Genomic DNA, 24,346 nt, shown 5'->3' with positions numbered 1-24,346 from the left:
CGGAATTGTCATTAAAAAACAGCCTCGGCCGACAATCCGAGGCTGCAGCGGAGGCGGTCTTCCCGGCTCTAAAGCCTGAAGGCGGGCTCGAAGCGGCCACGCACGGCGATGCCGAGCTCCAGGGTGCGGCCGGCATGGATGTCGGCGGCCCGTCCGGCCTCGTCCATGCCCTGCCAGGCCGACGTGATCAGCAGCCGGTCGGCCTTGGCGCCGATGAAGGCCGGGCAGCTCGGCTGGACGACCGGCACGGCGTGGCGGCGGATCTTGGCGCCGTCCGGCCGGTAGACGTCGATCGTCCCCGCACCCCAGCGCGCGTTCCAGATCAGTCCGTCCGCATCGCAGACCGCCCCGTCGATATCGCCCGGCGAACCGCTCTCGTCGCTGAGGATTTCCGGCGCTCCGGCGGGAAGGCCGGTCGCGGGATCGACGGCGACGCGCATGAAATGGTTCACCGCCGAATCGGTGAAATAGGCCGTGGCCCCGTCCGGCGAAAAGCAGATGCCGTTCGGGATGCTGACATGAGAGAAGAGCTTCGTCACCGTGGTGCCGGCTACGTGGTAGATGGCCCCGGCACCCTTTTCCGCCGACCGGCCCATGGTGCCGATCCAGAGCGCGCCGCTCTGGTGCACCCGGCCGTCGTTCGAGCGGCATTCCGGCTTGTCCTCGATCGCGACGAGATGGTCGAGCGCGCCGGTGTCGGCCCGCCGGACGAACAGGCCCTGGTCGGAGGCGATCAACTGCCGTTTAGCGTCGATGACGGCGAAGACGCTGCCCATGAAGGGAAGGGCGTGCACCGTCTTTGTCGCCGATCCGAGCTTCAGTTCATGCAGCTTGCGGCCCTTGATGTCGAACCACCAGGCCGTGTCGGTCGCCGGATCGTAGCTCGGACCCTCGCCGAGCTCGCTGTTGACCTGGCAGAGGATGCTGCCGGAAAAGGGGAGGGGTTCGGTCATTGGCCGCCTCCGTAGACGCGGTCGTAGGCCTCGACCGTCGCCCGCGCCCGCGCGCCGACCTCGGCCGCGCCCATGCCGGGCTTGTAGAGGCTCGAGCCGAGCCCGAAGCTCTTCACGCCGATTTTCGCATAGTCCCCAAAATTCGCCTCCGAGACGCCGCCGACCGCGGCGATCTCGAGCTCGGGCGGCAGGATCGCCCGGATCGCATGGATCCCCGAAGGTCCGAGGACGCTTGCCGGGAAGAATTTCAGGCCGGTGGCGCCGGCGCGGGCGGCCGCCAGCGCCTCTGTCGGGGTGAAGACGCCCGGCATGGTCACCATGCCCTTTTCGGCCGCGAGCGAAATCACCGCCGGCTCGACGTTCGGGCTGACCATCAGCCGGCCGCCGACGGCATCGAGCTTTTCCACCTGTTCGGTGGTGAGAACGGTGCCGGCGCCGATGAGGCAGCCTTCCGGCGCCATCTTCACGGCGATCTCGATCGAGCGGAACGGATCGGGCGAGTTCAGCGGTATCTCGATTGCGGAAAAGCCGTGCTCGATCAGCGCGCCGACGACGCCCTCCGTCTCGGCCGGCTTCAGGCCGCGCAGGATCGCGATCAGCGGATATTTCATGGGGGGAAAGGGAATGCGGTTCATCGGGTGGCCTTCCATTCGGCAAAAAGAGGATCAGATGTCCCAGAGCGCGCGGGCTGCGACGGCGAGGCCGGATCGGACGGCTGCGTCCGCGTCGACGACCACGGGGGCCGCGCCTGCCGCCTCGAGCGCGCTTTCGTAGAGAGCGCCGAGCGGGCCGGAGGCAACGAGCGTGACGGAGGCGTCCGGCTCGGCGCCGTCGAGCGCGCCGGCGATCTCGAGCCCGATCAGGATGCCGGAGATGCGCGCCTTCGCGTCGGTTGCCGAAAGCCCGTGCAGGAGCATGCCGGAGCGGGCGCTGAACAGCAGATTGCTCGCCGTCGCGGGATTGCGGATGCACTCGGTCACCGCCTGGACGAAAGCCGCGTTGCCGCCGTCGAACGGCCCGGCATCGCCGATCGAATGGCTGAGGATCGTGTGCCTGCCGATCGCGTCGAACAGCTCGCCGGTCATGAACGTCGAAAAGCGGGTGACGGCCCCGTTCCTGATGTGCACCCATTTGCTGTGCGTGCCGGGCATGCAGACGAGGCCGTTACCGTCCGACAGCGCATCGAGCGCGCCGAGCAGTTGCGTCTCCTCGCCGCGGATCACGTCCGGGCGGGCGGGATCGCGCTGGGCGAGGCCGGGCAGGATGCGGATGTCCGACGCAACGCCGGGAACCCGCACGGCCGCTGTAGGAATGGCGGAAAGGGCGGCGGGCACGTCGAGATAGCCTGCCTCGACCCAGCCCTGCCGTGCGCCGGCCATGCCGCAGACGATCACCGGCAGGCTCTCGGGCGCTGCGACGGCCTGGCGGTGGCTGGCAAGGATGGCGGCGAAGCCGGCCGTGGCGGCCGTGGTCATGCCCTCGCCGCTGCGGCGCTCGGCCAGCACGCTGCCATCGCTGCCGATCAGCCAGAGCCGGAAGCTGGACGTGCCCCAGTCGACGGCGACATAGGCTGGCTTGGTCATCAGAAAACTCCCCCGTCGATAATCATGGATTGTGCGGTCATGCCGCGGGACGCGTCCGAGGCCAGGAAGAGGCAGGGCCCCACCATGTCCTCGGCCGTCAGCGACCGCTTCAGGCATTGCTCGTCCAGCATGGCCGCGATCGCGGCCTCGTCGATCCACAGCCGGAGCTGGCGCTCGGTCACCACCATGCCCGGCAGGATCGCGTTGACGCGGATATTGTCCGGCCCCAGCTTGCCGGCGAGCGATTTGGTCAGGCCGATGATGCCGGCCTTCGCGGCGGCATAGGCCGGCAGTTCCCCCATGTTCAGCATGAAGGCGATCGACGAGAAATTGATGATCGAGCCGCCGCCCGCCTCGCGCATCGACGGCGCGACCGCCTGCGCGGCGAAGAAATGGTGACGCAGGTTGACTGCCTGACTCTCGTCCCAGGTGGCCGGCGTCAGGTCGGCCAGCTCGTGCCGGTCGTCGCGGGCCGCATTGTTGACCAGCACCCGCACCGGGCCGATCGCCTCGCCGGCGAGCGCGATCGCCGAACGGTAGGCCTCGATGTCGCGGATATCGGTCTTCAGGAAGATCGGCCGGTGGGCGACGCCTTCGGAGAGGCGGGCGACGAGGGCGCGGCTCTCCTCCTCGGCGATATCGACGAAGGCGACGCGGGCGCCCTGGTGGACGAAGGCCTCGACCAGGGCCGCGCCGATACCGGAGCCGCCGCCGGATATGACGACGCCACGGTCGCGCAGGTCGGGATAGGACGCGACGCTCACGGACATGTCAGTCTCCTGCCGGCTTCGACGGGCGTTGGAAAATAGATAGTTCCATTATCTGGAACTTTATTTGAATATGTGGAATTATGATCAGCAACGGGGACTTGTCAAGCAAAGGTCAGGCAATGACGGCGGTATCGACTTCGGAGACAGTGTCTCCCAGCACCGGCACGCTCGGCAAGGCGATCGCGCTCGTCGAGCTGGTGGCGCTGTCGGAGCGGCCCCTGCGCTTCACCGATATCCTTGACCTGGCCGGCCAGCCCCGCGGCACCCTGCACCGCCAGCTCGGCCATCTGGTCGAGGAGGGGCTGCTGGAACTGAACGCCGACCATTGCTACGAGCCGGGCCTGCGCCTGCTCAAGCTCGCCTCCAGGGCCTGGGGGCGGAGCGACCTGCGGCGGCTCGCAGCCCCCCACCTGCAGGCGCTGCACGATGCGACCGGCGAGACGATCCACCTCGGCATGCTGCGGGACACGGAGATCATCTATCTCGACAAGGTCGAAAGCCGCCAGGCCGTGCGCATGGCCTCGCAGATCGGCCGGGCCTCGCCGGCCTATTGCACCGGCGTCGGCAAGGCGGCGCTGGCGGCGCTGCCGCAGTCCCGCCTCGATGCGCTGCTCGACGTCATGGACTTCAGGCCCTTCACGCAGCACACGATCGTCGCGCGCCCCGTTCTGGAGGCCGAGATCGCCGCGATCCGCAAGGCCGGCCACGCCTTCGACCGCGAGGAGCACGAGGCGGGTATCCGCTGCGTGGCGGCTGCGATCTTCGATCAGGAGCGCACCTTCGTCGGCGGTGTCTCGGTCACGGGGCCGGCCTACAGGGTCGGCGAGGAGATGCTGGACACCTGGGCGCCGCTGGTTCGGGCGGCGGCGGAGGCCGTCATGGAGGAGATCGCCGCCCGCCTCGGACCCAAGGGATGATTGCGCTGCGCGGCGCATGCGCGCAGGGGCTGTCTTACACTGCGATTTTACGGTAAATTAGAAGAACACGCTGGACGGATAAATAGGCCACGTTTAGCCTCTGTTTCAATGAACATTTCTGGGTGCTTCGTTTCGCGGTCGTGTCGCGACGATCGGATACCGCAGCATGGAGTTGCAATTCGAGTACTAATTGAACGCCGGCGGGCTGGAGGCTCGCCTGGTTGCATACATAATTTCTTTTCTGGAAAGACACCGGATGACCGAGCAGCCTATCGTGATCGCCCCGAGGACGTCGCTGCGGTGGGTGCGCCGGTTCACCGAGGCGGGATCGGAACAGGACATAACCCGGCTTTTGGCGGAGATGGCCGGTGAATACGGCTTCCGCGGCTATCTGCTGGCCGTCCTGCCGGCGAGCACGGCCACCGAGCTCCTGCCGCACGTGCTGGTGACGAACTGGCCGACCGAGATGCTCCGGAGCTACGACGACGCCGGCCTCATTCTCGGCAGTCCCGTCATCCGCCACCTGCGGGGCAGCACCAATCCCTTCGCCTTCGATGTGGTCGGCACCAACCACGCCCGCGTGGACGGAAAGACGGAGATCGCCATCAACCTCTTCAGGCAGTACGGCCTGTCGCGCGGCGCCTATTTCCCGGCGCACAATCCGCTCGGCCAGCGCGGCGCGCTGGCATTCGCCGGCGACCGTCCGCCGCTGGCCCACATGGAAATGGCCGAACTCAATGCCATCGCCAATCTCGTCTTCACCAGGGTCGTGGAATTTCGGGCCGAGGCGAACGCCCTGGTGCCGCTGTCCGGGCGCGAGATCGAATGCCTGTCCTGGGTCTCCGCCGGCAAGACCAGCATCGAGATCTCCGGAATCCTCGGGCTTTCGGAATATACCGTCAATCACTACCTGAACCGGGCGACGCGCAAGCTCGAGGCCGTCAACCGCGTTCAGGCGGTCGCCAAGGCGATCCGGGCCGGACTTCTGACATGACCCTGGCCGGGGACGGCGACAGCAGACAATATCGCAGGATCGAGGGGAAACCTGCGGACTTCGGAGTGCATGGATGCGGGACGATATGACGGTTCAGGAGCCGGGACAGGGCGGCGGCCAGGATTTCGGCGCCGAAATCGCCGGCCTGGAGACCCAGTTCGACATCGTCCGCTTCCTGCGGCGGACGGGCGAGGCGTTCGCACTCAAGCATTTCATCGCCTTCTCGCTGCCCGGCTTCGAGGCGGAGAAGCTGTCGCCGCATTCGATCGTCAGCAACTGGCCGTCGGAACTGATGGCCAAGTACGACGCGCTGAACATGATCCGCCGCAGTCCGAGCATCCGCAAACTGCGCACGACGACGGTGTCCTTCTCCTATGAGCTGGCCGCCTGGATCGCCGAGGCGGTGCCGTCCGAGAAGCCGCTCGCCGAGCTCGCCGAAATGCTTCAGCGGCATGGATTGCGGTTCGGCCATTTCTTTCCGGTGCACGATGCGCTCGGCAATCGCGGCGTGATGGTGTGGAGCGGCGAGGGCGGCGATCTCGGCTTCGACAGCCGGCTGCTGTTGCAGATGATCTCCATCCAGGTGTTCAACCGGCTCGCCGAGATCGGCGCCGCCTGGAAGACCGGACAGGTGATGCTGACCGATCGCGAGGTCGAATGCCTGAGCTGGACGGCCGCCGGCAAGACGAGCCTGGAAATCGCCGAGATCCTCGGCCTGTCGGAGCACACCGTCAACCACTACCTCAACCAGGTCACCCGCAAGCTCGAGGCGGTCAACCGCACGCAGGCCGTCGTGAAGGCGATTCGTCGCGGCCTGATCAGCTGATTGTCGGTCCGAAAATCGTTCCGCTTCGCGCCCGAATGCGCTATCAACGCGCCAATCATTCAGGCGAGGCAGGCATGACCGATATTTCCAAGGACCAGGTACTGGACAAGCTGAGGACGGTTCGCGGGCCGGACATGGAAGGCAACATCGTCGACCTCGGGCTGGTGTCGGACGTCTTCATTTCCGACAGCAAGGTCTATTTCTCGATCACTGTGCCGGCCGAACGCGCCAAGGAGCTCGACCCGATGCGCGCGGCGGCCGAGCGCGTCGTCAAGGACATCCCCGGCGTCACCGCCGCGATGGTGGCCCTGACCGCCGACAAGCGGGCCGCAACGGGCAGCGCGCCGGTGTCGCGGCCGCAGCCGTCCGCCCAGCCGGCCGGGCGCGGGCAGGCCCCGGCCGGACACGCCCATGCCGGACACGCCCATGCCGCCCCCGGCCAGCAGCCGCCGCGCGCCAAGATCGGCGTTCCCGGCGTCGGCGCGATCATCGCGGTCGCCTCCGGCAAGGGCGGCGTCGGCAAGTCGACCACCGCGGTCAACCTGGCGCTGGGGCTCAAGGCCAACGGCCTGAAGGTCGGCATCCTCGACGCCGACATCTACGGCCCCTCCATGCCGCGGCTCCTGAAGATCTCCGGTCGCCCGCAGCAGGTCGACAACCGCATCATCCAGCCGATGGAGAACTACGGCATCAAGGTCATGTCGATGGGCTTCCTGGTCGACGAGGACGTGGCGATGATCTGGCGCGGGCCGATGGTCCAGTCGGCGCTGATGCAGATGCTGCGCGAGGTCGCCTGGGGCGAGCTCGACGTTCTCGTCGTCGACATGCCGCCCGGAACCGGCGATGCGCAGCTGACGATGGCCCAGCAGGTGCCGCTCGCCGGCGCCGTCATCGTCTCCACACCGCAGGACCTCGCTTTGATCGACGCCCGCAAGGGCTTGAACATGTTCAACAAGGTCGAGGTGCCGGTGCTCGGCATCGTCGAGAACATGAGCTATTTCATCGCGCCGGACACCGGCAGCCGCTACGACATCTTCGGCCATGGCGGCGCCCGGAAGGAAGCCGAGAAGATCGGCGTTCCCTTCCTCGGCGAAGTGCCGCTGACGATGGACATCCGCGAGACCTCGGATGCCGGAACACCCGTCGTGGTCTCCAACCCGGACGGGGTCGCCGCCGGGATCTACCGCGAGATCGCCGCGCGCACCTGGGCCGAGCTGAAGGCGCGGCAGGCGGCCGGCGGCCGCTCCGCGCCCTCGATCGTCTTCGAGTGACGTCGCGCCCGGCGACCGGATGACGGAAAAGTGACCGGGCTTGATTTTGAAGCCGCACCGCGCAATATGCGCTTCCGCTCGGCTGTCCTGGGCGGACGCGGATGCGTTGAGCTGACAAGGCAAAGGTGTGCGTTGGTCTTCCCCGGAGCCACTCGCAAGTGTTGACCGTCTACCGATCCAACGGGGAAGCGTTGCTTCTTGGCCCCGAAATGTTGACGGATCCGACCGCCGTGCCCAGCGGCGTCGTCTGGATCGACCTCCTGCGCCCGACGCATGAGGAAGACGCCTTCGTCGAGCAGCTTCTCGGCATCGACGTGCCGACCAAGGACGAGTTGAAGGACATCGAGCCTTCCAGCCGGCTCTACATGGAGAACGGCACCGTCTACATGACCGCCTCGATCGTCTACAAGGCGGACACCGACCAGCCGGAACTGACCGACGTCGCCTTCATCCTGACGGACCGCTGCCTGCTGACGATCCGCTATGTCGAGCCGCGGTCCTTCGACCTGTTCAAGGCGGCCATGCCGCGCATCACCGGCGGCTGCCAGTCGGGCACCATGCTTCTGGCCCGGCTGCTCGAGACCGTCGTCGACCGGACGGCCGAGATCCTCGAAGTGTCGGTGGCCCGGGCCGACACGCTGTCGCTGGAGGTGTTCGGCGACCGCCGGCACCTGACGAAGCGCCAGCCGCGCTATCTGGAGGACAGGCTGGTGGCTGTGTCCGCACTTCATCGCCTGGTCGCCAAGACGCGCGACAGCCTGATGTCGCTGTCGCGGCTGATGACCTTCCTCTATGCCGCCCCGGTCCTGCAGCCGGATCGCGAGAGCCGCGAACTGGTCCGCACCGTCTCGCGCGACATCCAGTCGCTCGCCGAGCACGCCAGCTTCATTTCGAGCAACGTTTCCTTCCTGCTGGATGCCTCGCTCGGCCTGATCAACCTTGAGCAGAACCAGATCATCAAGATTTTCTCGATCGCCTCCGTGGCGCTGTTGCCGCCGACGCTGATCGCGTCCATCTACGGCATGAACTTCGATTTCATGCCCGAGCTTCACGCCACCTATGCCTATCCGCTGTCGCTCGCCGCGATGGTCGCCTCGGCCGTGATTCCGTTTTTCTTCTTCCGCTGGAAAGGCTGGCTCTAGGGCCTGTTGACCGCCATGCCCCATACCGAAGCCCATGCCGTAGCCGGACACAGCCGCGCGCGCACGCTCCTGATCCTGGCGATCGGCTCCGTCGGCGTCGTCTACGGCGATATCGGCACGAGCCCGCTCTACGCCTTCCGCGAAGCCCTGCGCCCGATCTCGCACGACGGCGTCACCTGGGTGGAGGTCGTCGGCCTGATCTCGCTGGTGATCTGGACGCTGACGATCATCGTCACGCTGAAATACGTTCTCTTCCTGCTGCGCGCCGACAACCAGGGCGAAGGCGGCACGCTGTCGCTGCTGGCGCTCTTGATGAAGACGGCCAACGGCCACAAGGCGATCCTGTTCTTCATGGGGCTGGCCGGTGCCGCCCTCTTCATCGGCGATGCGATGATCACGCCGGCGCTCTCGGTGCTGTCGGCCGTCGAGGGCCTGAAGCTCGTCACCCCCGCGCTGTCGGAATACGTGGTGCCGATCTCCGTCGTCATCCTTGTCGTGCTGTTCGCCGTCCAGTCCTGGGGAACGGCGGCGGTGTCGCGGTTCTTCGGGCCGATCACCATCCTGTGGTTCCTGGTGATGGGCGTGGCCGGCGCCTACCACCTGGGTGACGACCTCAGCATCCTTCTGGCCTTCAACCCGGCCTATGCGGTCAATTTCATCTACCAGGACGGCTATCTCGGCTTCGTCGTCCTCGGCGCCGTCTTCCTGACGGTGACGGGCGCCGAGGCGCTCTATGCCGACCTCGGCCATTTTGGCCGTCGGCCGATCCAGTGGGCCTGGTTCTGCCTGGTGTTCCCGGCGCTGGCGTTGAACTATCTGGGCCAGGGCGCGCTCGTGCTGAAGCATCCCGAGGCGATCGACAACCCCTTCTTCCTCCTGTTTCCGCAGTGGGCACTGTTGCCGGCCGTCATCCTCGCGACGGCGGCGACGATCATTGCCAGCCAGGCGGTCATCACCGGCGCCTTCTCCATCACCCGGCAGGCGATCCACCTCGGCTTCCTGCCGCGCATGGAGATCTTCCACACCTCCGAGACCCAGACCGGCCAGATCTACCTGCCGGCGGTCAATGCGATCCTGCTGTTCGGCGTCATGCTGCTCGTCTTCGTCTTCGGCTCGTCCGAGGGGCTTGCGACCGCCTACGGCATCTCGGTCACTGGCGCCATGGTGGTGACCACCGTGCTCGCCTTCGAGTTCCTGCGCATGCGCTGGCGCTGGAAACCGATGACGGCGGCGCTCGTGCTGCTGCCGCTGCTGCTGCTCGAACTGACCTTCCTGTCCGCCAACCTGCTGAAGGTCCACGACGGCGGCTACGTGCCGATCCTGATCGCGGCCACCTGCATGATGATGATGTGGACCTGGGTGCGCGGCACAGCGCTCCTGCGCGAGAAGACGCGGCACATCGAGGTGCCGCTGGATGCCTTCGTCAAGTCGATCGAGAAGAAGAGTGCGCATGCGCCCGTCTCCGTCTCCGGCACGGCGATCTTCCTCACCAGCGACCCGGATTCGACGCCGGCCGCCCTGTTGCACAACATCAAGCACAACCGCGTCCTGCACGAGCAGAACTTCATCCTGACGATCACCTCGACGAACACGCCCAAGGTTGCGCCCGCCGAGCGCTGCAGCATGGAGCGGCTGTCGGACCGCTTCGCCCGCATCCAGATCCGCTTCGGCTTCATGGAAACGCAGAACGTCTCCCAGGCGCTGGGGCTGTTCCGCAAGTCCGGCGTCAAGTTCGACATCATGACGACGTCCTTTTATCTCGGCCGGCGCAAGCTCGTTCCCGATCGCCACTCCGGCATGCCGCACTGGCAGGACCGCCTCTACATCGCCATGGCGAATGCCGCGGTCGATCCCTCCGACTATTTCCGGCTTCCGACCAACCGCGTCGTGGAACTCGGCTCGCAGGTCATCATCTGAAGACCGCCATCCGCGGCCGCCGCCGCCAGGGCCGTATCGCACCGCTGCCCCCCGCGTCTCGCAAGGATGTGATCGGGGCAGGGGCCGGCATATGCCTTTCCGCTTGAGAGAGCGCGCGCCGTTAACTGTCCATCAAGGTTAATTCTTCATTCTCGATCAACGAACAGGCCGAAATCGTCCCGCATCGTCGGGGCGGGCTTCAGCAGGTAATCGCCAGCAGGTGCAGCGCCGTCCCGGCCGGTCCGGGGCTGCGATCCCGCGCGGCCGCGTTGTCGGAGTGTAACGTTGCGTAAGAGTTGCGTTGGAATGTTGAGAGAGGCCCTGTCGCACAAGGGCTGGCGTGCGCCTCTCGCCCTCGGCCTCGCCCTGTTTTCCGCCTCCGCCTTCGATGTCGGCCATTCCGACCTCGCCACCTTCCTCTCCGGCGTCAACCGCAAGGGCGGCAACCAGCAACTGGTCATGACCCGCGCGCCGGCCGGCGCGATCCATGCGGTCGACGTCGCCTTCGCCGACCCGATCACGACCGGCGCGCTCGCAGGCGGCGCCGGGCTCGAACTGCCGGGCGGCGGCGAGGCCTCGCTCCTCAACGCCCGCAAGGGGCAGGGCGGCACCCCCGACGAGGACCGCGTCACCCGGGCGCACAAGAAGGGCCGAATCGTCGCCGTCACCCCCGTGGCGCCGCCGAAGGCGTTCTCCGCCGGGTCCGTCCTCGATCGGCAGGCATCGATGATGATCAATCCCGATTTCGACGCCGGCGAACGCATGCGCTTCGTCTCGCCGAAGATCCGCGGCAAGGAGATCGAGATCGCCACCGCCTTCTACCGCAAGAAGCCCGTGATCGCCGATCCGGGCGTGCCGGCGATGCTGGCCGGCCTCGTCAACAACGACCGCGCCGATGTGCTCGCCACCGCCTATGCGCCGGCGGAGCCGGACTATGCGCGGGTCTCGCCGTTCGATTCGATCCTGACGGGCAAGGACCCGAACAACGGCCGCTTCGTCCCCGAGATCTCGCCGGAAGACCATGCCTGGGCGGCGACCGCGCTTCCGGCCACCGTCTTCTCCGCCGCCGAGCAGAAATGCCTGACCGCCGGCATTTATTTCGAGGCGCGGGGTGAGAGCCTCAAGGGCCAGGCGGCCGTCGCCCAGGTGATCCTCAACCGCGTGCGCAACCCGGCCTATCCGGACACGATCTGCGCCGTCGTCTACCAGGGCGAAAATCTGCGCACCGGCTGCCAGTTCTCCTTCACCTGCGACCGCATTCCCGATCTCGTGCTGGCGCCCTGGCACTGGAAGACCGCCAAGGAGGTCGCCATGGCGGTGACCGCCGGCAAGATCTGGCTGCCCGAGATCGGTTCCTCCACCCACTACCACGCCACCTATGTCAGGCCGAACTGGGGCCCGACGATGAAGCGCGTCGCCAAGATCGGCAAGCACGTCTTCTATCGAACCTATGGTGGCGGCTGGATCTGAGAAGGCCCGCCCTTTCGGCGGGGGCGTGACAAGTCGTAGCGCCGCCCATGATTCCCCGCCCGTCTTTTGCCGGGAATCGTGGAAAGGCAAGTAAATATTTGAATTTGTTGGATTAAATTCGCACTGGTCAAAGCTTTTCCCCGCCTTGACTATGCAAGCCCCTAAAACTATGTTGCGCCCGACTTCAATCGGGCCTGAAGCTGGCTTAAAACCTAGCCGTGATTATGTCTGCAATAGGGCGCAAGCGTCCTGGCGGAGCGGGAAGGGAAGCGCCATGAAGGGCAGCCGCAAGGAAAGTCTGGAAGAACGCCTGCAGCGTCTCGATGCGGAACTCGCAAAGAGGCGCACCGAGGATACGGCAGACGATGCCGCGGAGGAGAAGGCAGCCGAGAGCCGAAAGGGCTATGCGGTCGCCATGAAGCTCTCCAGCGAGTTCGTCGCCGCGGTCATCGTCGGCGCGATTCTGGGGTACCTGGTGGACCGGTTTGCCGGCACGGCGCCCTGGGGGATGATCGTGCTTCTGTTGCTCGGCTTCTGCGCCGGCGTGCTGAATGTGATGCGGTCGGCTGGCTTGGTGGCGTCTCCCCATCCCGTCGACCGGATGGCCGGCAGGGATGCCTCCGGCAAGACGAATGCGAACAAGGACGGCGCCTGAGCGCGGTCCGGCCTTAGAGGAATAACCGTCCACTGGGCGGCAAACGAGAGAGAACAAGCGGTGGCAAACGATCCGACCCATCAGTTTCTGGTCAACAAGATTGTTCCGATCGAGATTGGCGGAATCGATTTCTCGTTCACCAACGCGTCGCTGTTCATGGTCGCCTCTGCGGCCGTCGCCTCCGGTTTCCTCTACCTGACCACCTCCCAGCGCGGCATCATCCCGAGCCGGCTGCAGTCGGTCTCCGAAATGTCCTATGAATTCATCGCCTCTATGCTGCGCGAAGGCGCCGGCAGCAGCGGCATGAAGTTCTTCCCGATGGTGTTCTCGCTGTTCATGTTCATCCTGACGGCGAACCTGCTCGGCATGATGCCGTATTTCTTCACCGTCACCAGCCAGATCATCGTCACCTTCGCGCTGGCGGTCTTCGTCATCGGCACGGTCGTCCTCTACGGTTTCTTCAAGCACGGCCTGGGCTTCCTCAAGCTGTTCGTGCCGCACGGCGTTCCCGGCGCGCTCCTGCCGCTCGTCGTCGCGATCGAGATCATCTCGTTCCTGTCGCGCCCGATCTCGCTCTCCGTCCGTCTCTTCGCCAACATGCTGGCGGGCCATATCACGCTGAAGGTGTTCGCAGGCTTCGTCGCCTCGCTCGGAACCCTCGGCGCGCTCGGCGTCGGCGGCGCCATCCTGCCCCTCATCATGACGGTCGCCCTGACCGGTCTCGAGTTCCTCGTGGCATTCCTGCAGGCCTATGTCTTTGCGGTACTGACGTGCATGTACCTCAATGACGCGATCCACCCGGGCAGCCACTAAGGATAAAGTCGTTGGTGCGTTCCGCACCAGTCCAAGCCGCAACAACCCATTCGAAGGAGTTCATCATGGAAGCGGAAGCAGCAAAGTTCATCGGCGCAGGTCTCGCATGCTTTGGCATGGCCGGCACGGCCCTCGGCCTCGGCAACATCTTCGGCAACTACCTCGCCGGCGCCCTGCGCAACCCGTCTGCTGCTGACGGTCAGTTCGGCCGCCTCGTATTCGGCTTCGCCGTTACGGAAGCTCTGGGCATCTTCTCGCTGCTCATCGCTCTGCTGCTGCTCTTCGCCGTCTGATAACGGCTCGAAGACCGGACCACGGCTCTTTTTTTCGGAGCCGTGGTCCGCTTGATTTTTGAGTGCACCTGGAGGTGAGCATGTCTGCGACCGCGGCCAAGGCCGAGTCCATCCCATTCAAGATCGCTCAGGCCGAGACCACGACGGAGACGCACGATGCCGCTCCGGCAGGTGACGCGCACGGCGCCGCCGCTCCGGCGGGCGAGGTGCACACCGAAACGGGGGTCGCGCATGGCGAAGAGCACGGAAGCGGCGTCTTCCCGCCCTTCGACGCCTCGACCTTCCCGTCGCAGCTCCTGTGGCTGGCGATCACCTTCGGCATCTTCTACCTGATCATGTCCAAGGTCATCGTGCCGCGCATCGGCGCGATCCTCGAGACCCGCCATGACCGCATCGCCCAGGACCTCGACGAGGCATCGCGCCTGAAGGCCGAAGCCGACAACGCGATCTCGACCTACGAGAAGGAACTGGCGGACGCCCGCGCCAAGGGCAATGCCATTGCCTCCGAGGCCCGCGAGGCCGCCAAGGCCAAGGCCGACGCCGAGCGCCTGAAGAACGAGGAAAGCCTCAACGGCAAGATCGCCGCCGCCGAGACCCGCATCGCCGGGATCAAGGAAAAGGCGCTGGCCGACGTCGGCGCGATCGCCGAGGAAACCGCAGCCGCCGTCGTCGAACAGCTGATCGGCGGCAAGACCACCAAGGCCGAGATCTCGGCTGCGGTGAAGTCTGCAGCGAAGTAAGGAGCGGACCATGGCATTTGACGCAACTTTCTACGCCTTCGTCGGCCTCGTCCTGTTCCTGGCCCTGATCGTCTATCTCAAGGTTCCGGGCATGATGGGCAGCGCGCTGGACCAGCGGGCCGAGAAGATCTCGAACGATCTTGCCGAAGCCAAGCGCCTGCGCGAGGAGGCCCAGAGCCTGCTCGCCGAATACCAGCGCAAGCGCAAGGAAGCCGAAGCCGAAGCCGCCTCGATCGTCGCCGTCGCCCAGCGCGAGGCCGAGGCGCTGGCCGCCGAGGCCAAGCAGAAGACCGAGGAATACGTGGCCCGCCGCACGGCGCTGTCGGAGCAGAAGATCAAGCAGGCCGAGGCCGACGCCATCAACGCCGTCCGCGCCGCTGCCGTCGATCTCGCCATCAGCGCCGCAGAAAACGTGCTGGCCAGCAAGACCGACGCCGCGACCAGCAAGTCGCTGTTCGACAAGGCCGTCACCGAAGTGAAGGCCCGCCTGAACTGAGCAGTCTTGCGAGGTCGGGCGAGGACCTGAGGCGCGGAAGCGAATCCGAAGGATCGCGACGCGCCTTGAGCTTCGACAGGATTGATGAATTGTGGGGGCCGGAGCGATCCGGCCCTTTTCATTTGTCCGCCGGCCTTCGCCGGTGGTCCGGCGGTCCGGTGCCACAGTCCGGTGCCACGGTCCGATGCTGCGCCGCGCTTCCGGACGGCCACAGTCTCCTGCGGCGAGCGCGCTTCTTCCGTGGCCACCATCTGCCGGCCGCGATCGGGGCAGACCCGCCGGGGTCGAGCCCCGCCGAAGCGCCGGGGCTCTGCTCTTCACTGAACCACCCATCCCCGATCATCGTGTCCCCCGACCGAAGGGCAGCCATTGCCAGGACGCCGTTGGTAAGTCGTCTGGGTGCGATGCGATTCAGGTCCCCGGTTGCAGCAGGCGGCCCATCCTCGTGGCGGAACGAGCAGCGCACAGCCGGGTCCATTTCGCGCCGCTCTGTCGGCCGAGACGGCGCCGGATGTTCATCCGGCCGGCGCGCGGCGCAGCATGGCTGCCACGGCTATCGCGGCCGAACGAATAGCCAGTGCCGGCCGAGGGACCGGGCATCCTTCCGCCGTGATCAGAAGCGATCGGCCCGGATGCGCCATAGGGCTGCCCTTCGCCGATCGCCTCCGCCCCGACGAAAACCTGCGCCGGCGGAACGGCTCCAAATAGGTGCGACACCGCTTGTTCTGATTCCCGTGCGGCGGATGGCGGAGAGAGCAGCAGGCAAGCCGCATCGCACCGCTGACGACCGGCCGCGCTGGGTTGGTCGGCAGGCCGGCAAGTCGGCAGGTTCCGGTCGGCAGGCTCAGACTGGCAGGCCCCGAGCGGCAGGCTCAACCGGCAGGCCCCGGGATCACTCCGCCGCGTCGGGACGGAAGGGGCGGAAGGTCATGCGGTGCAGGGCGCAGGGGCCGAGCGCGCCAATCGCCTCGCGGTGGCGCTCGGTGCCGTAGCCGGCATGGGTGCCGAAGCCGTAGCCCGGATAGCTCGTGTCGGCGCAGGCCATCATCCGGTCGCGCACGACCTTGGCGACGATCGAGGCGGCGGCGATCGACAGCACCCGGGCGTCGCCCTTGACGACGGCGCGGCCGTCGCAGGGAAGGCCCGGCGGCACGTCGAGGCCATCGGTCAGGACCAGTTGCGGGCGCAGCGTGAGGCCGAAGACGGCGCGCCGCATGGCATCGAGGCTCGCCTTGCGGATATCGGTGCTGTCGATCCGCCGCGCGCCGCTGGAGGCGACGGAGACAACGGCGCTGGAGAGGATCTCCACGAACAGCGCCTCGCGCCGCGCCGCGGTCAACTGCTTGGAATCGTGCAGGCCGTCCGGGATCCTCTCCGGATCGAGCACGACCGCCGCGGCGACCACCGGTCCTGCGAGCGGTCCGCGACCGGCCTCGTCCGCGCCCGCCACCGGCCATTGCCCGGCCCGGCGCGCCGAAAGCTCCATCGAGAAATCGGGCCCGACCGGAAGGTCGAAGAGAAGGGGGGAATCGGTGGTCGCGCGGCGTGGCATGCGGCGACCCTCGCACGACCGACCGATTCCCCGCAAGTCCCCGGGCAGGCGGCGGCGCCCGGGAACGTCGACATTGCGAGGGGACAGGGCAATGTCGAATGGAAGCGGCAGCGGGTCCACAGGTGACCCGTCGCCTGATGGCCGGCACGCCACCCGAGGGGGCGGCAGGCCCAAAACCGTCATTGGCCCGGCCAGTCGGCCGGTTCGCCACCCGACCGCCTGGTCACGGCCGTCTGCCCGCGGTCGTCTGGACGCGCTCGCCCGACACCATCCGTCCCGCGTCCACCGGATGCGCCCACCCACCCCGGTGGCCGCAGTGCGCCCCGGTGCGCCCCATTACGCCCCAGTGCACCAAGCGCGTCCCGGCACGTCTCGGTCCGTCCCCGGTGATCCGACACGGCCGACGCGGCGGCCTGCAGGAGGGCCGGGAGGGCAAGCGGCAAGCCGACCCGTCCCGTGGGTGTCGCCGGGCTCAGGCAAGCAACCGCCCGAACCGCGGGTTTTCCGGGGAGGCACCGCCCCGCCGGCAGGTTCTACAGCAGCGACAGTTGCACCCCGCTGCCCGAGGGCGGCACGAACAGGTCCGCAGACAGGCTCCGTCGCGTCCGCACCAGCTTCAGCCGCTTGGTCGCCAGCTCGAAGCGGCGCGCGATCTGCCAGGCATAGGGACCGGCACCCTTCATCCGCTTGCCGAACTCGGCGTCATAGTCCTTGCCGCCGCGCATCGAGCGCACCAGCGACATGACGTGCCGGTAGCGGTCGGGATACTCGCGCAGCAGCCAGTCGCGGAACAGCGGGCTCACCTCCAGCGGCAGCCGCAGCAGCACGTAGCTCGCCTCCTGCGCGCCGGCGGCCTTGCCGGAATCGAGGATCCGCTCGATCTCGTGGTCGTTCAGCCCGGGGATGATCGGCGCCACCATGACGCTGACGGGCACGCCGGCCTCGGAAAGCGCGCGCATCGCTTCCAGCCGCCGCGGCGGCGTCGCCGCCCGCGGCTCCATGCTGCGGGCGAGCTTGCGGTCGAGCGTCGTCACCGAAAGCCCGACCCACGCCAGCCCCTTGGCGGCCATGCGCGAAAGGATGTCGATGTCGCGCATGATCAGCGCCGACTTGGTGACGATCGAGACCGGATGGTTGGCCGTCTCCAGCACCTCGAGGATCTGGCGCATGATCCGCCATTCCTTCTCGATCGGCTGGTAGGGATCGGTGTTCGTGCCGATCGCGATGACCCGCGGCTTGTAGCCGGGCTTCGAAAGCTCGCGCTCCAGAAGCTTCGGCGCGTCCGGCTTGGCAAACAGCCGGGCCTCGAAGTCGAGCCCCGCGGACAGGCCCATGAAGGCATGCGTCGGCCGGGCGAAACAGTAGATGCAGCCATGCTCGCAGCCGCGATAGGGGTTGACCGAACGGTCGAAGGGAATGTCCGGCGACTCGTTGCGGGTGATGATGCTCCGCGGCTTTTCGACCTGCACCTCGGTCTTGAAGGGCGGCAGCTCCTCGAGCGTCTGCCAGCCGTCGTCGAAGCGCTCGCGCACCTGCTGTTCGAAGCGGCCGGAGAAATTCATCCCGGCCCCGCGCCCGCGGCGGCGGTCGATATCGATCCTGAGGCCGCTCTGCGACACGAGCGCATCGGCAATATCGGCCGTATGGGCAGGCGCCAGCGCGCCCTGCCTGAGACTGGACAGGTCTGTCATCGGGGTTCTCCGCGCGGGGAATCGTGTCCCCGCAATGACTTTATTCCTAACGGCCAAATGAGAACAATGCAAGAACAAAATGCGCAGCGGCGGCGATCCGGTCACAGCTGACCAATTTACTACCACTAACGGCAACCCCGGCGATTGTTGCCAGTGGCGCTGGGTGTGGCATTGCGATATTGGTCAACCATGCTGACGGTGATCATGGAGAGCCGAGACAACGAACCCGAACTGGCGCAGACGCTGTCCGCGCTGGTGGCGGGTGCCGTGGAAGGCATCGTGCGCGACGTCATCGTGCTGGATCACGGCTCCGGCGACGGTTCGCCCCAGATCGCCGATGCGGCCGGCTGCCGTTTCATGACCGAATGGAGCGTCGACGAGATCGTGCGCTCGGCCCGCGGCGACTGGCTGCTGCTGCTGGAGCCCGGCGCCCGGCCGCTGTTCGGCTGGGTCGATGCGGTCTCCGAGCACGTCTCGCTCAACAAGGGACCGGCGCGTTTTGCCGGCTCGCGCAACCATCGCCGGCCCTTCATGCGCCGCCTCGTCCAGCGCCGGCCGCCGCTCGAATGCGGGCTGCTCGTGTCCAAGCGCCAGGCCTGCGCCATCGTACGCAAGGGCATGAAGCTCAACGAACTCGCCGCCGGCCTGGCCGCCCGCAAGCTCGTGGCCGAGATCGTCCCCGCCTGGGCCGTTCGGGCCATGCGCGACTAGGGTCAGGACGTGCATGCCCGGTGTCCTGTCCGGGCCCTGTCCCCGCATCTGCCGGCCCTTGAAATCCACGCGCATCGACCGGACAATACCGGCGCGTTTGACGACCACGATGAAACGCGGGGGGTGCAGATGCTGATTGGCACATGTCTCTGCGAGGCGGCGCACTGGGCCATGGAAGGCGATCCGGGCCCGGTGACGGCGTGCAACTGTAGCCTCTGCCGCCGCTACGGCGCCCTGTGGGCCTATGACTACGAGGCCGACGGTGAAGGGCGCGGTGATGGGGGCGGGCGCATCGGCCTGCACGGCCCCACCCGAGCCTTCACCCGCAGGGGAAGCGGGACGCCGTCACTCGAGATCCGCTTCTGCCCCACCTGCGCCTGCGTGCTGTGCTGGCGGGGCCTGCAGGTCGGGCAGGACGGGCGCCGGCGCATGGCGGTCAATGTCCGCCTGGCGCCGCCCGAGGCGGTGGCGCACCTGCCGATCGACCACTTCGACGGCCTCGATACCTTCGACGACCTGCCGCGGGACGGGCGTTGCGTTCGCGACCTGTGGTTCTGACAGCGAAGCCAAATGCCGGCGGCGCCCGTCGCGGCGAAGCTCGTCCAAGGGAACATTGGCATGCGGCCTTGCGGAACGGCCTTGCGTTCCATGCCGGCGGCAGGCAGCGGGGCTACTTACGCTTCAGGTGCTCGTCGAGCCGCGGCATGATCTCGACGAAGTTGCACGGCATGTGCCGGTAGTCGAGCTGGGCTTCAAGGATCCCGTCCCAGGCGTCGCGGCAGGCGCCGGGCGAGCCGGGCAGCACGAAGATGAAGGTGGCGTTCGCCACCCCGCCCGTCGCCCGCGACTGGATCGTCGAGGTGCCGATCTTGTCGTAGGAGATCCGGTGGAACACCTCGGAGAAGCCGTCCATCCGCTTCTCGAACAGCGGCTCCAGCGCCTCGGGGGTCACGTCGCGGCCGGTGAAGCCGGTTCCGCCCGTGGTGATGACGACGTCGATGGCCTCGTCCTTCGTCCAGGCCTCGACCGTCTCGAAGATCGCCTGCCTGTCGTCCGGAACGATCGCCCGGGCGCCGAGCCGGTGCCCGGCCTTCTCCAGCCGCTCGACCAGCGTGTCGCCGGAGCGGTCGTCGGAGAGCGTGCGGGTGTCGGAAACGGTCAGCACCGCGATCGATAGCGGGATGAAGGGTCTCGTCTCGTCAAGCCGCGCCATGGTCATCCCCTCCCAGATACGCCGCACTGGCGACGGCGAACCAGCCGGGATGCCCGGCCTCGATCGTCCGCGCCGCGCGCCCGGCCGCCTCCATGTCCTCGTAGAGCCCGAAGCAGGTCGCCCCGGAGCCGGACATGCGCACGAGCAAGGGCCCGGCCGCGGCAAGCGCCTGCCTGACCGCCTCGATCTGTGGGCAGAGGGCGGCGGCCGGCGCCTCCAGATCATTGCGCATGGCCTTGAGCGCCGCAAGCCAGCAGGGCCCGCCGGTGCCCGGTTTCGGCACCTTCAGCGGCGGATTGTCCTTGTCCTTCAGCCGCCGGAAGATCTCCGGCGTCGAGACGCCCAGGAGCGGGTTGACGAGCACCATGGCGTAGGCCGGCAGGTCGGCGCGCGGCTCGATCTCCTCGCCGATGCCGCGGGCCACCAGCGGCCGCGAAGCGAGGCACATCGGCACGTCCGCGCCGAGGCCGAGCGCAAGCGCGCCGAGCGCGTCGGCCTCGATCCCGGCGTTCCAGTGCCGCAACAGTGCGCGCAGCGTCGCCGCCGCGTCGGCGGAGCCGCCGCCGATGCCGGATGCGATCGGAAGGTTCTTTTCCAGGTGCAGGTGGACGGGCGGGGCGGGGATGCCGCGTGCACCGAGTGCCGCGCGCAGCCGGTCGCGGGCCTTCAGCACGAGGTTGTCGGTCTCAGGACCATCCGAAAGTTCCGCCGCGAAGCGGCCGGATAGCGTGAACGCGTCGGCATCGGCCGGCGCGACCGCGACCCGGTCGCCGAAGGCGGCAAAGGTGACGAGCATGTCCAGAAGGTGATAGCCGTCGGACCGCTGGCCGATAACATGCAGCGCCAGGTTGATCTTCGCCGGTGCCGGCTCTGTCAGGCCGAAACCGGGCAGGCCGAAACCGGGCAGGCCATCGTCGTGCGCCATGGACGGGTCAGGATTTCTTGTCGGGCTCGCCCGGCGCGGGAGCCTTGACCGGCTCTTTCTGCTCGATCGCCTGGGCCGCGGCCGGCGGCTTGTTGCTTTCGTCCGGCAGGCCGCTCTCGATCTTCGCCTTGATCTTCGGGATCTCGGCGTCCTCCGGCTTCAGGCCCAGCGCCCGGTTCCACTGGAAGGTCGCCTCGAGCTTCCGCCCGACGCGCCAGTAGGCGTCGCCGAGGTGGTCGTTGATCGTCGGGTCGCCCGCGCGCAGTTCGGCGGCGCGCTCCAGCTCGGTGACGGCGTCGTCATACTGCCCGAGGCGGAAATAGGCCCAGCCGAGCGAATCGACGATGTAGCCGTCGTCCGGCTTGGCGCTGACCGCACGGCGGATCATGTCCAGGCCTTCCTCGAGATTGGTGTTCATGTCGACCCAGGAATAGCCGAGATAGTTCAGCACCTGCGGCTGCTCCGGGTTCAGCTCCAGCGCCTTGCGGAAATTGGGCTCGGCCAGGTCCCACTTCTTCTGGCGCTCATAGGCGATGCCGCGCTGGAAGTAGATCGTCCACTGCGAGCGGTTGGGCACGTTGCCCATCGCGTCGACGGCGCGGTCGTAGACCTCGCCCATCTCCTTGTATTCCTTGGCGTCCGACAGCACGCTGCCATAGGCGAGGTAGCTGCGCATGTCCTTCGGATCTTCGTCGATCAGCGCCTTGAGGTGCTTCTTCGCCTCGTCGACCTTGCCGAGGTCGGCAAGCTGCAGGCCGAGCTGCAGCTCGGAGATGCGGCGCATCGGCGAGTTTTCCGGCACCTGGCGGTAGAACTCGATCGCCTGTTCCGGCTTCTCCTGGGTCTCCGCGAGGCCGCCGAGCATCACCAGCGTGTCGGCGCTGTCGGGATCGAGCGCCCGCGAGATCTGCAGGTAGAGCGAAACGATGTCCTCGGCGCCTTCGCGGTTCAGCGCGCCGCCGATGGAAAACAGCACGGCTGCGGCCCCTTGCGTGGCGGTGCGCACCTGCTGCTCCTGCTTCTCGCCCTTCTCGATGCTGTCGCGCAGCGCCTTCAGCGGCGCGTAGCTGTTGATCAGGTTCTCGCCGACCGAGATCGCGTCCAGCGCCTTCTGCTTGTTGCCCTCGCGCGCCTCGAGCCGGGCAAGGGCCATCACCGCGCGCATGAAGGTGTCGGGCGCAGCACTACCGCCGTTGCGGTCGAGGATCGCGTCGTTCAGCCGCTTGCGCGCCGTGTCCTTGTCGCCGGCCGCAGCCGCGATCGCGCCGGCATTGTAGTTCTTGAAGATCGAGAACCAGTCGGGGCCGTCGAGTTCGCTGATGCCGGAAAGCGCCTGCTTGGCCTTGCCGTCGCCGAACTTCGCCCAGGCCAGCAGGAGGCCGTTCATCATGCGGTCGAGATCGTTCGGGCCGCTATAGACGAGGATCTTCTCAGCCGTGCGGTATTCGCGCTTGCGGATCGCGTCCATCCCGCGCACCACCGTGGTGATGCGCTCGACGGCCGGATCGTCCTTCAGCGCCTCGGCCAGCTTCACGCCCTCGTCGAAGTCGCCGTTGAGCAGCAGCGTGATCATCAGCCGCTCCTTGACCTCGGTGTTGGTCGGGTCGAACTGCAGCGCGATCCGGTAGAGCTCGATCGCGGTCTTGTAGTCCTTGTCGACGTCGGCCGTCCGGGCCGCCAGGAAGGCGCCCGAGAAGCTGTCGACGACCGCCGGGTCGAAGGTCTCGGTCTCTGCGGCAGCGGCCGGTTCTTCCGCTCTTGCAGCCGGCAGGCCGGCAAGCGCAACGCCGGCAACGATGGCCGCGCCCGAAAGAAGCCGGATGAGAAGGGAATGCCGCATGCAGATGCCTTTCGCTTGGGGGGACGCCGGGCCTGCCGCCCGCTTGTTCGTCACGATCCTGTCCAAATCAGCGTGGACTCATGACCTCAGAGAATGGCTTTTTTGGCGCGATGCGGCAAGAAAATCCGTCCCCTCGGGCGCGCAACATTTCGTAATCAGCTGACGCGCGAAATGCAGAAGTCGATCACTTCCAGAAGCGCCGATTTCCACGGGCTCGCCGGCAGCGGCGCCAGCGCGTCGCGGGCGATCGTGCCGTAGTGCTGCGCGCGCGCGATCGTGTCCGACAGGCCGCCGTAGCGCGTGATCAGGCCGAGCGCGTGCTCGAGGTTGGCATCGTCGCTCTCGCCGCCCTCGATCGCCTTGCGCCAGAAGGCGCGGTCCTCGGCCGTGCCGCGGCGCCACGCCAGGATGACGGGAAGCGTGATCTTGCCCTCGCGGAAGTCGTCGCCGACGTTCTTGCCGAGGTCCGCCGCCTTGCCGCCGTAGTCGAGCGCGTCGTCGACGAGCTGGAAGGCGAGGCCGAGGTTCATGCCGTAGGACTTCAGCGCGTTGCGCTCCGCCCGGCCGGTATTGGCGACGATCGGGCCGACTTCGGCGGCGGCGGCGAACAGCGCCGCCGTCTTGGCGCGGATGACTTCGAGATAGTCGTCTTCCGTCGTCTCCATGTTCTTGGCGACGGAAAGCTGCAGCACCTCGCCCTCCGCGATCACCGTGGCAGCGGACGAGAGGACGTCGAGCGCCTCCAGCGAGCCGACCTCGACCATCATCTTGAAGGCCTGACCGAGCAGGAAGTCGCCGACCAGGACGCTCGCCTGGTTGCCCCAGATCATCCGCGCCGTCGACTTGCCGCGCCTGAGGTCGCTCTCGTCGACCACGTCGTCGTGCAGGAGCGTGGCCGTGTGCATGAACTCGACGCTGGTGGCGAGCTTGACGTGGTGGTCGCCCTCGTAGCCGAACATCGCCGCCGAGGCGAGCGTCAGCATCGGCCGCAGCCGCTTTCCGCCCGACGAGATCAGGTGGTTGGCCACTTCCGGGATCATCTGGACGTCCGAGCCGGCCTTCGACAGGATCAGCTGGTTGACGCGCTCCATGTCGGCTTTCGTCAGATCCACCAGCGGCTTTACCGATGCCAGTTTGTTTTTACTTTCGTCCAGCGGTATCACGACGCCCACGTGCGGGGACTCCTGTTCAATTCCGTCGCGGGACAATAGAAAGGGGGGCTTGCGGGAGCAAGAGGCGAATTGACAAGCCCGGCGAAAATAAGACGGAAAAAGGCATGATCGAACTGATCCGGACCAACGACGCGGTGCTGCTCTCTTTCGCCGAGAGCCTGATGAAGGACGCCGGCATCCATTGCCTGATCGCCGACCAGGGCATGAGCATCCTCGAAGGCTCGCTCGGCATGCTGCCCCGCCGCCTGCTGGTGGAGGCCGACCGCGAGGACGCCGCCCGCCGGATCCTGACGGACGCGGGCCTCGGCGCGGAGCTGCGGTCGTGACGATGTCGAGATTGCCCCTCACCCTAACCCTCTCCCCGCAAGCGGGGCGAGGGGACGTGGCCTGCGCAACGCTGGA

The 24,346-nt window shown here is 67.1% G+C and carries 25 protein-coding genes; 15 read left to right on the top strand and 10 right to left on the bottom strand.

Features of this window, described 5'->3' with window-relative positions; genetic code table 11:
* Positions 1-68: 68 nt before the first annotated feature.
* The 4 genes from P0086_RS07150 to P0086_RS07135 are packed head-to-tail and all read right to left on the bottom strand — an operon-like array spanning position 69 to position 3,306.
* Entirely contained in the window at positions 69-953 is an 885-nt protein-coding gene (locus tag P0086_RS07150) for an SMP-30/gluconolactonase/LRE family protein (protein WP_275783971.1), read from the bottom strand.
* Complete coding sequence (locus P0086_RS07145; protein ID WP_112611608.1) at positions 950-1,588, bottom strand: 2-dehydro-3-deoxy-6-phosphogalactonate aldolase; 639 nt, start codon at positions 1,586-1,588, stop codon at positions 950-952. The genes P0086_RS07150 and P0086_RS07145 overlap by 4 nt, the downstream gene beginning before the upstream one ends.
* Positions 1,589-1,618: 30 nt before the next feature.
* Positions 1,619-2,536, bottom strand: a complete 918-nt coding sequence (locus P0086_RS07140) for a 2-dehydro-3-deoxygalactonokinase (protein WP_275783967.1) — start codon at positions 2,534-2,536, stop codon at positions 1,619-1,621.
* Positions 2,536-3,306, bottom strand: a complete 771-nt coding sequence (locus P0086_RS07135) for an SDR family oxidoreductase (protein ID WP_112612733.1) — start codon at positions 3,304-3,306, stop codon at positions 2,536-2,538. Before P0086_RS07135 ends, P0086_RS07140 begins: the two co-directional genes overlap by 1 nt.
* A gap of 119 nt (positions 3,307-3,425) precedes the next feature.
* Between P0086_RS07135 and P0086_RS07130 the strand changes: the two genes are divergently transcribed.
* From P0086_RS07130 to P0086_RS07075, 12 genes are all read left to right on the top strand, one after another.
* Positions 3,426-4,223, top strand: a complete 798-nt coding sequence (locus P0086_RS07130) for an IclR family transcriptional regulator (protein WP_148178682.1) — start codon at positions 3,426-3,428, stop codon at positions 4,221-4,223.
* A 256-nt stretch (positions 4,224-4,479) separates the two neighbouring features.
* The gene (locus P0086_RS07125) at positions 4,480-5,217 is read left to right on the top strand and encodes a LuxR family transcriptional regulator (protein WP_275783960.1); all 738 of its coding nucleotides are present in this window, start codon (positions 4,480-4,482) and stop codon (positions 5,215-5,217) included.
* A gap of 73 nt (positions 5,218-5,290) precedes the next feature.
* Positions 5,291-6,043 carry a LuxR family transcriptional regulator gene (locus tag P0086_RS07120; protein WP_112598850.1) on the top strand — a complete coding sequence of 251 codons (753 nt, stop codon included), beginning with the start codon at positions 5,291-5,293 and terminating at the stop codon, positions 6,041-6,043.
* Between the two features lie 74 nt (positions 6,044-6,117).
* Positions 6,118-7,314: an iron-sulfur cluster carrier protein ApbC gene (gene apbC, locus P0086_RS07115; protein ID WP_275783956.1), complete on the top strand. Its 1,197-nt coding sequence runs from the start codon at positions 6,118-6,120 to the stop codon at positions 7,312-7,314.
* A gap of 158 nt (positions 7,315-7,472) precedes the next feature.
* Complete coding sequence (locus P0086_RS07110; RefSeq protein WP_275783953.1) at positions 7,473-8,456, top strand: magnesium transporter CorA family protein; 984 nt, start codon at positions 7,473-7,475, stop codon at positions 8,454-8,456.
* A gap of 15 nt (positions 8,457-8,471) precedes the next feature.
* Positions 8,472-10,373 (top strand): potassium transporter Kup, encoded by a 1,902-nt coding sequence (locus P0086_RS07105; protein WP_275783950.1) that lies wholly within the window; start codon positions 8,472-8,474, stop codon positions 10,371-10,373.
* Between the two features lie 306 nt (positions 10,374-10,679).
* Positions 10,680-11,843, top strand: coding sequence for a cell wall hydrolase (locus tag P0086_RS07100; protein ID WP_148178679.1), 1,164 nt, complete (start codon positions 10,680-10,682; stop codon positions 11,841-11,843).
* A 274-nt stretch (positions 11,844-12,117) separates the two neighbouring features.
* A complete protein-coding gene (locus tag P0086_RS07095; protein ID WP_112598856.1) occupies positions 12,118-12,498 on the top strand; it encodes an AtpZ/AtpI family protein in 381 nt (126 codons plus the stop codon).
* 60 nt (positions 12,499-12,558) lie between these two features.
* Entirely contained in the window at positions 12,559-13,311 is a 753-nt protein-coding gene (locus tag P0086_RS07090) for a F0F1 ATP synthase subunit A (protein ID WP_112598857.1), read from the top strand.
* Positions 13,312-13,376: 65 nt separating this feature from the next.
* On the top strand, positions 13,377-13,604 hold the full coding sequence (locus P0086_RS07085) for a F0F1 ATP synthase subunit C (protein WP_112598859.1): 228 nt from the start codon (positions 13,377-13,379) through the stop codon (positions 13,602-13,604).
* Positions 13,605-13,684: 80 nt separating this feature from the next.
* Positions 13,685-14,344 (top strand): F0F1 ATP synthase subunit B, encoded by a 660-nt coding sequence (locus P0086_RS07080; protein ID WP_112598861.1) that lies wholly within the window; start codon positions 13,685-13,687, stop codon positions 14,342-14,344.
* Positions 14,345-14,354: 10 nt separating this feature from the next.
* The gene (locus P0086_RS07075; RefSeq protein ID WP_112598862.1) at positions 14,355-14,840 is read left to right on the top strand and encodes a F0F1 ATP synthase subunit B; all 486 of its coding nucleotides are present in this window, start codon (positions 14,355-14,357) and stop codon (positions 14,838-14,840) included.
* Between the two features lie 892 nt (positions 14,841-15,732).
* On the opposite strand, the gene P0086_RS07070 is transcribed toward P0086_RS07075, so the two are convergent.
* A complete protein-coding gene (locus P0086_RS07070; RefSeq protein ID WP_275783937.1) occupies positions 15,733-16,392 on the bottom strand; it encodes a ribonuclease HII in 660 nt (219 codons plus the stop codon).
* Between the two features lie 533 nt (positions 16,393-16,925).
* Positions 16,926-18,083, bottom strand: coding sequence for a PA0069 family radical SAM protein (locus tag P0086_RS07065; protein ID WP_275783934.1), 1,158 nt, complete (start codon positions 18,081-18,083; stop codon positions 16,926-16,928).
* A gap of 189 nt (positions 18,084-18,272) precedes the next feature.
* Between P0086_RS07065 and P0086_RS07060 the strand changes: the two genes are divergently transcribed.
* Together P0086_RS07060 and P0086_RS07055 are read left to right on the top strand one after the other, a co-directional pair.
* Positions 18,273-18,794: a glycosyl transferase gene (locus P0086_RS07060; RefSeq protein WP_112598867.1), complete on the top strand. Its 522-nt coding sequence runs from the start codon at positions 18,273-18,275 to the stop codon at positions 18,792-18,794.
* A gap of 129 nt (positions 18,795-18,923) precedes the next feature.
* A complete protein-coding gene (locus P0086_RS07055) occupies positions 18,924-19,352 on the top strand; it encodes a GFA family protein (protein WP_275783931.1) in 429 nt (142 codons plus the stop codon).
* A gap of 112 nt (positions 19,353-19,464) precedes the next feature.
* Here the strand turns inward: P0086_RS07055 and moaB are convergent, their stop codons facing one another.
* The 4 genes from moaB to P0086_RS07035 form a co-directional block, all read right to left on the bottom strand.
* The gene (moaB, locus tag P0086_RS07050) at positions 19,465-20,007 is read right to left on the bottom strand and encodes a molybdenum cofactor biosynthesis protein B (protein WP_112598894.1); all 543 of its coding nucleotides are present in this window, start codon (positions 20,005-20,007) and stop codon (positions 19,465-19,467) included.
* Positions 19,994-20,914 carry a 4-(cytidine 5'-diphospho)-2-C-methyl-D-erythritol kinase gene (locus P0086_RS07045; RefSeq protein ID WP_275784431.1) on the bottom strand — a complete coding sequence of 307 codons (921 nt, stop codon included), beginning with the start codon at positions 20,912-20,914 and terminating at the stop codon, positions 19,994-19,996. The genes moaB and P0086_RS07045 overlap by 14 nt, the downstream gene beginning before the upstream one ends.
* Before the next feature lie 25 nt (positions 20,915-20,939).
* Positions 20,940-22,772 carry a tetratricopeptide repeat protein gene (locus tag P0086_RS07040; protein WP_275783924.1) on the bottom strand — a complete coding sequence of 611 codons (1,833 nt, stop codon included), beginning with the start codon at positions 22,770-22,772 and terminating at the stop codon, positions 20,940-20,942.
* 155 nt (positions 22,773-22,927) lie between these two features.
* Positions 22,928-23,944, bottom strand: a complete 1,017-nt coding sequence (locus P0086_RS07035; protein WP_112598874.1) for a polyprenyl synthetase family protein — start codon at positions 23,942-23,944, stop codon at positions 22,928-22,930.
* A gap of 104 nt (positions 23,945-24,048) precedes the next feature.
* Here P0086_RS07035 and P0086_RS07030 point away from each other — a divergent pair, with 104 nt between their 5' ends.
* The gene (locus tag P0086_RS07030) at positions 24,049-24,270 is read left to right on the top strand and encodes a DUF2007 domain-containing protein (protein ID WP_112598875.1); all 222 of its coding nucleotides are present in this window, start codon (positions 24,049-24,051) and stop codon (positions 24,268-24,270) included.
* Positions 24,271-24,346 lie beyond the last annotated feature (76 nt).

Source organism: Mycoplana sp. MJR14 (assembly GCF_029210525.1).
GTDB lineage: Bacteria > Pseudomonadota > Alphaproteobacteria > Rhizobiales > Rhizobiaceae > Mycoplana.
This window is presented reverse-complemented; position numbering and strand designations above follow the sequence as displayed.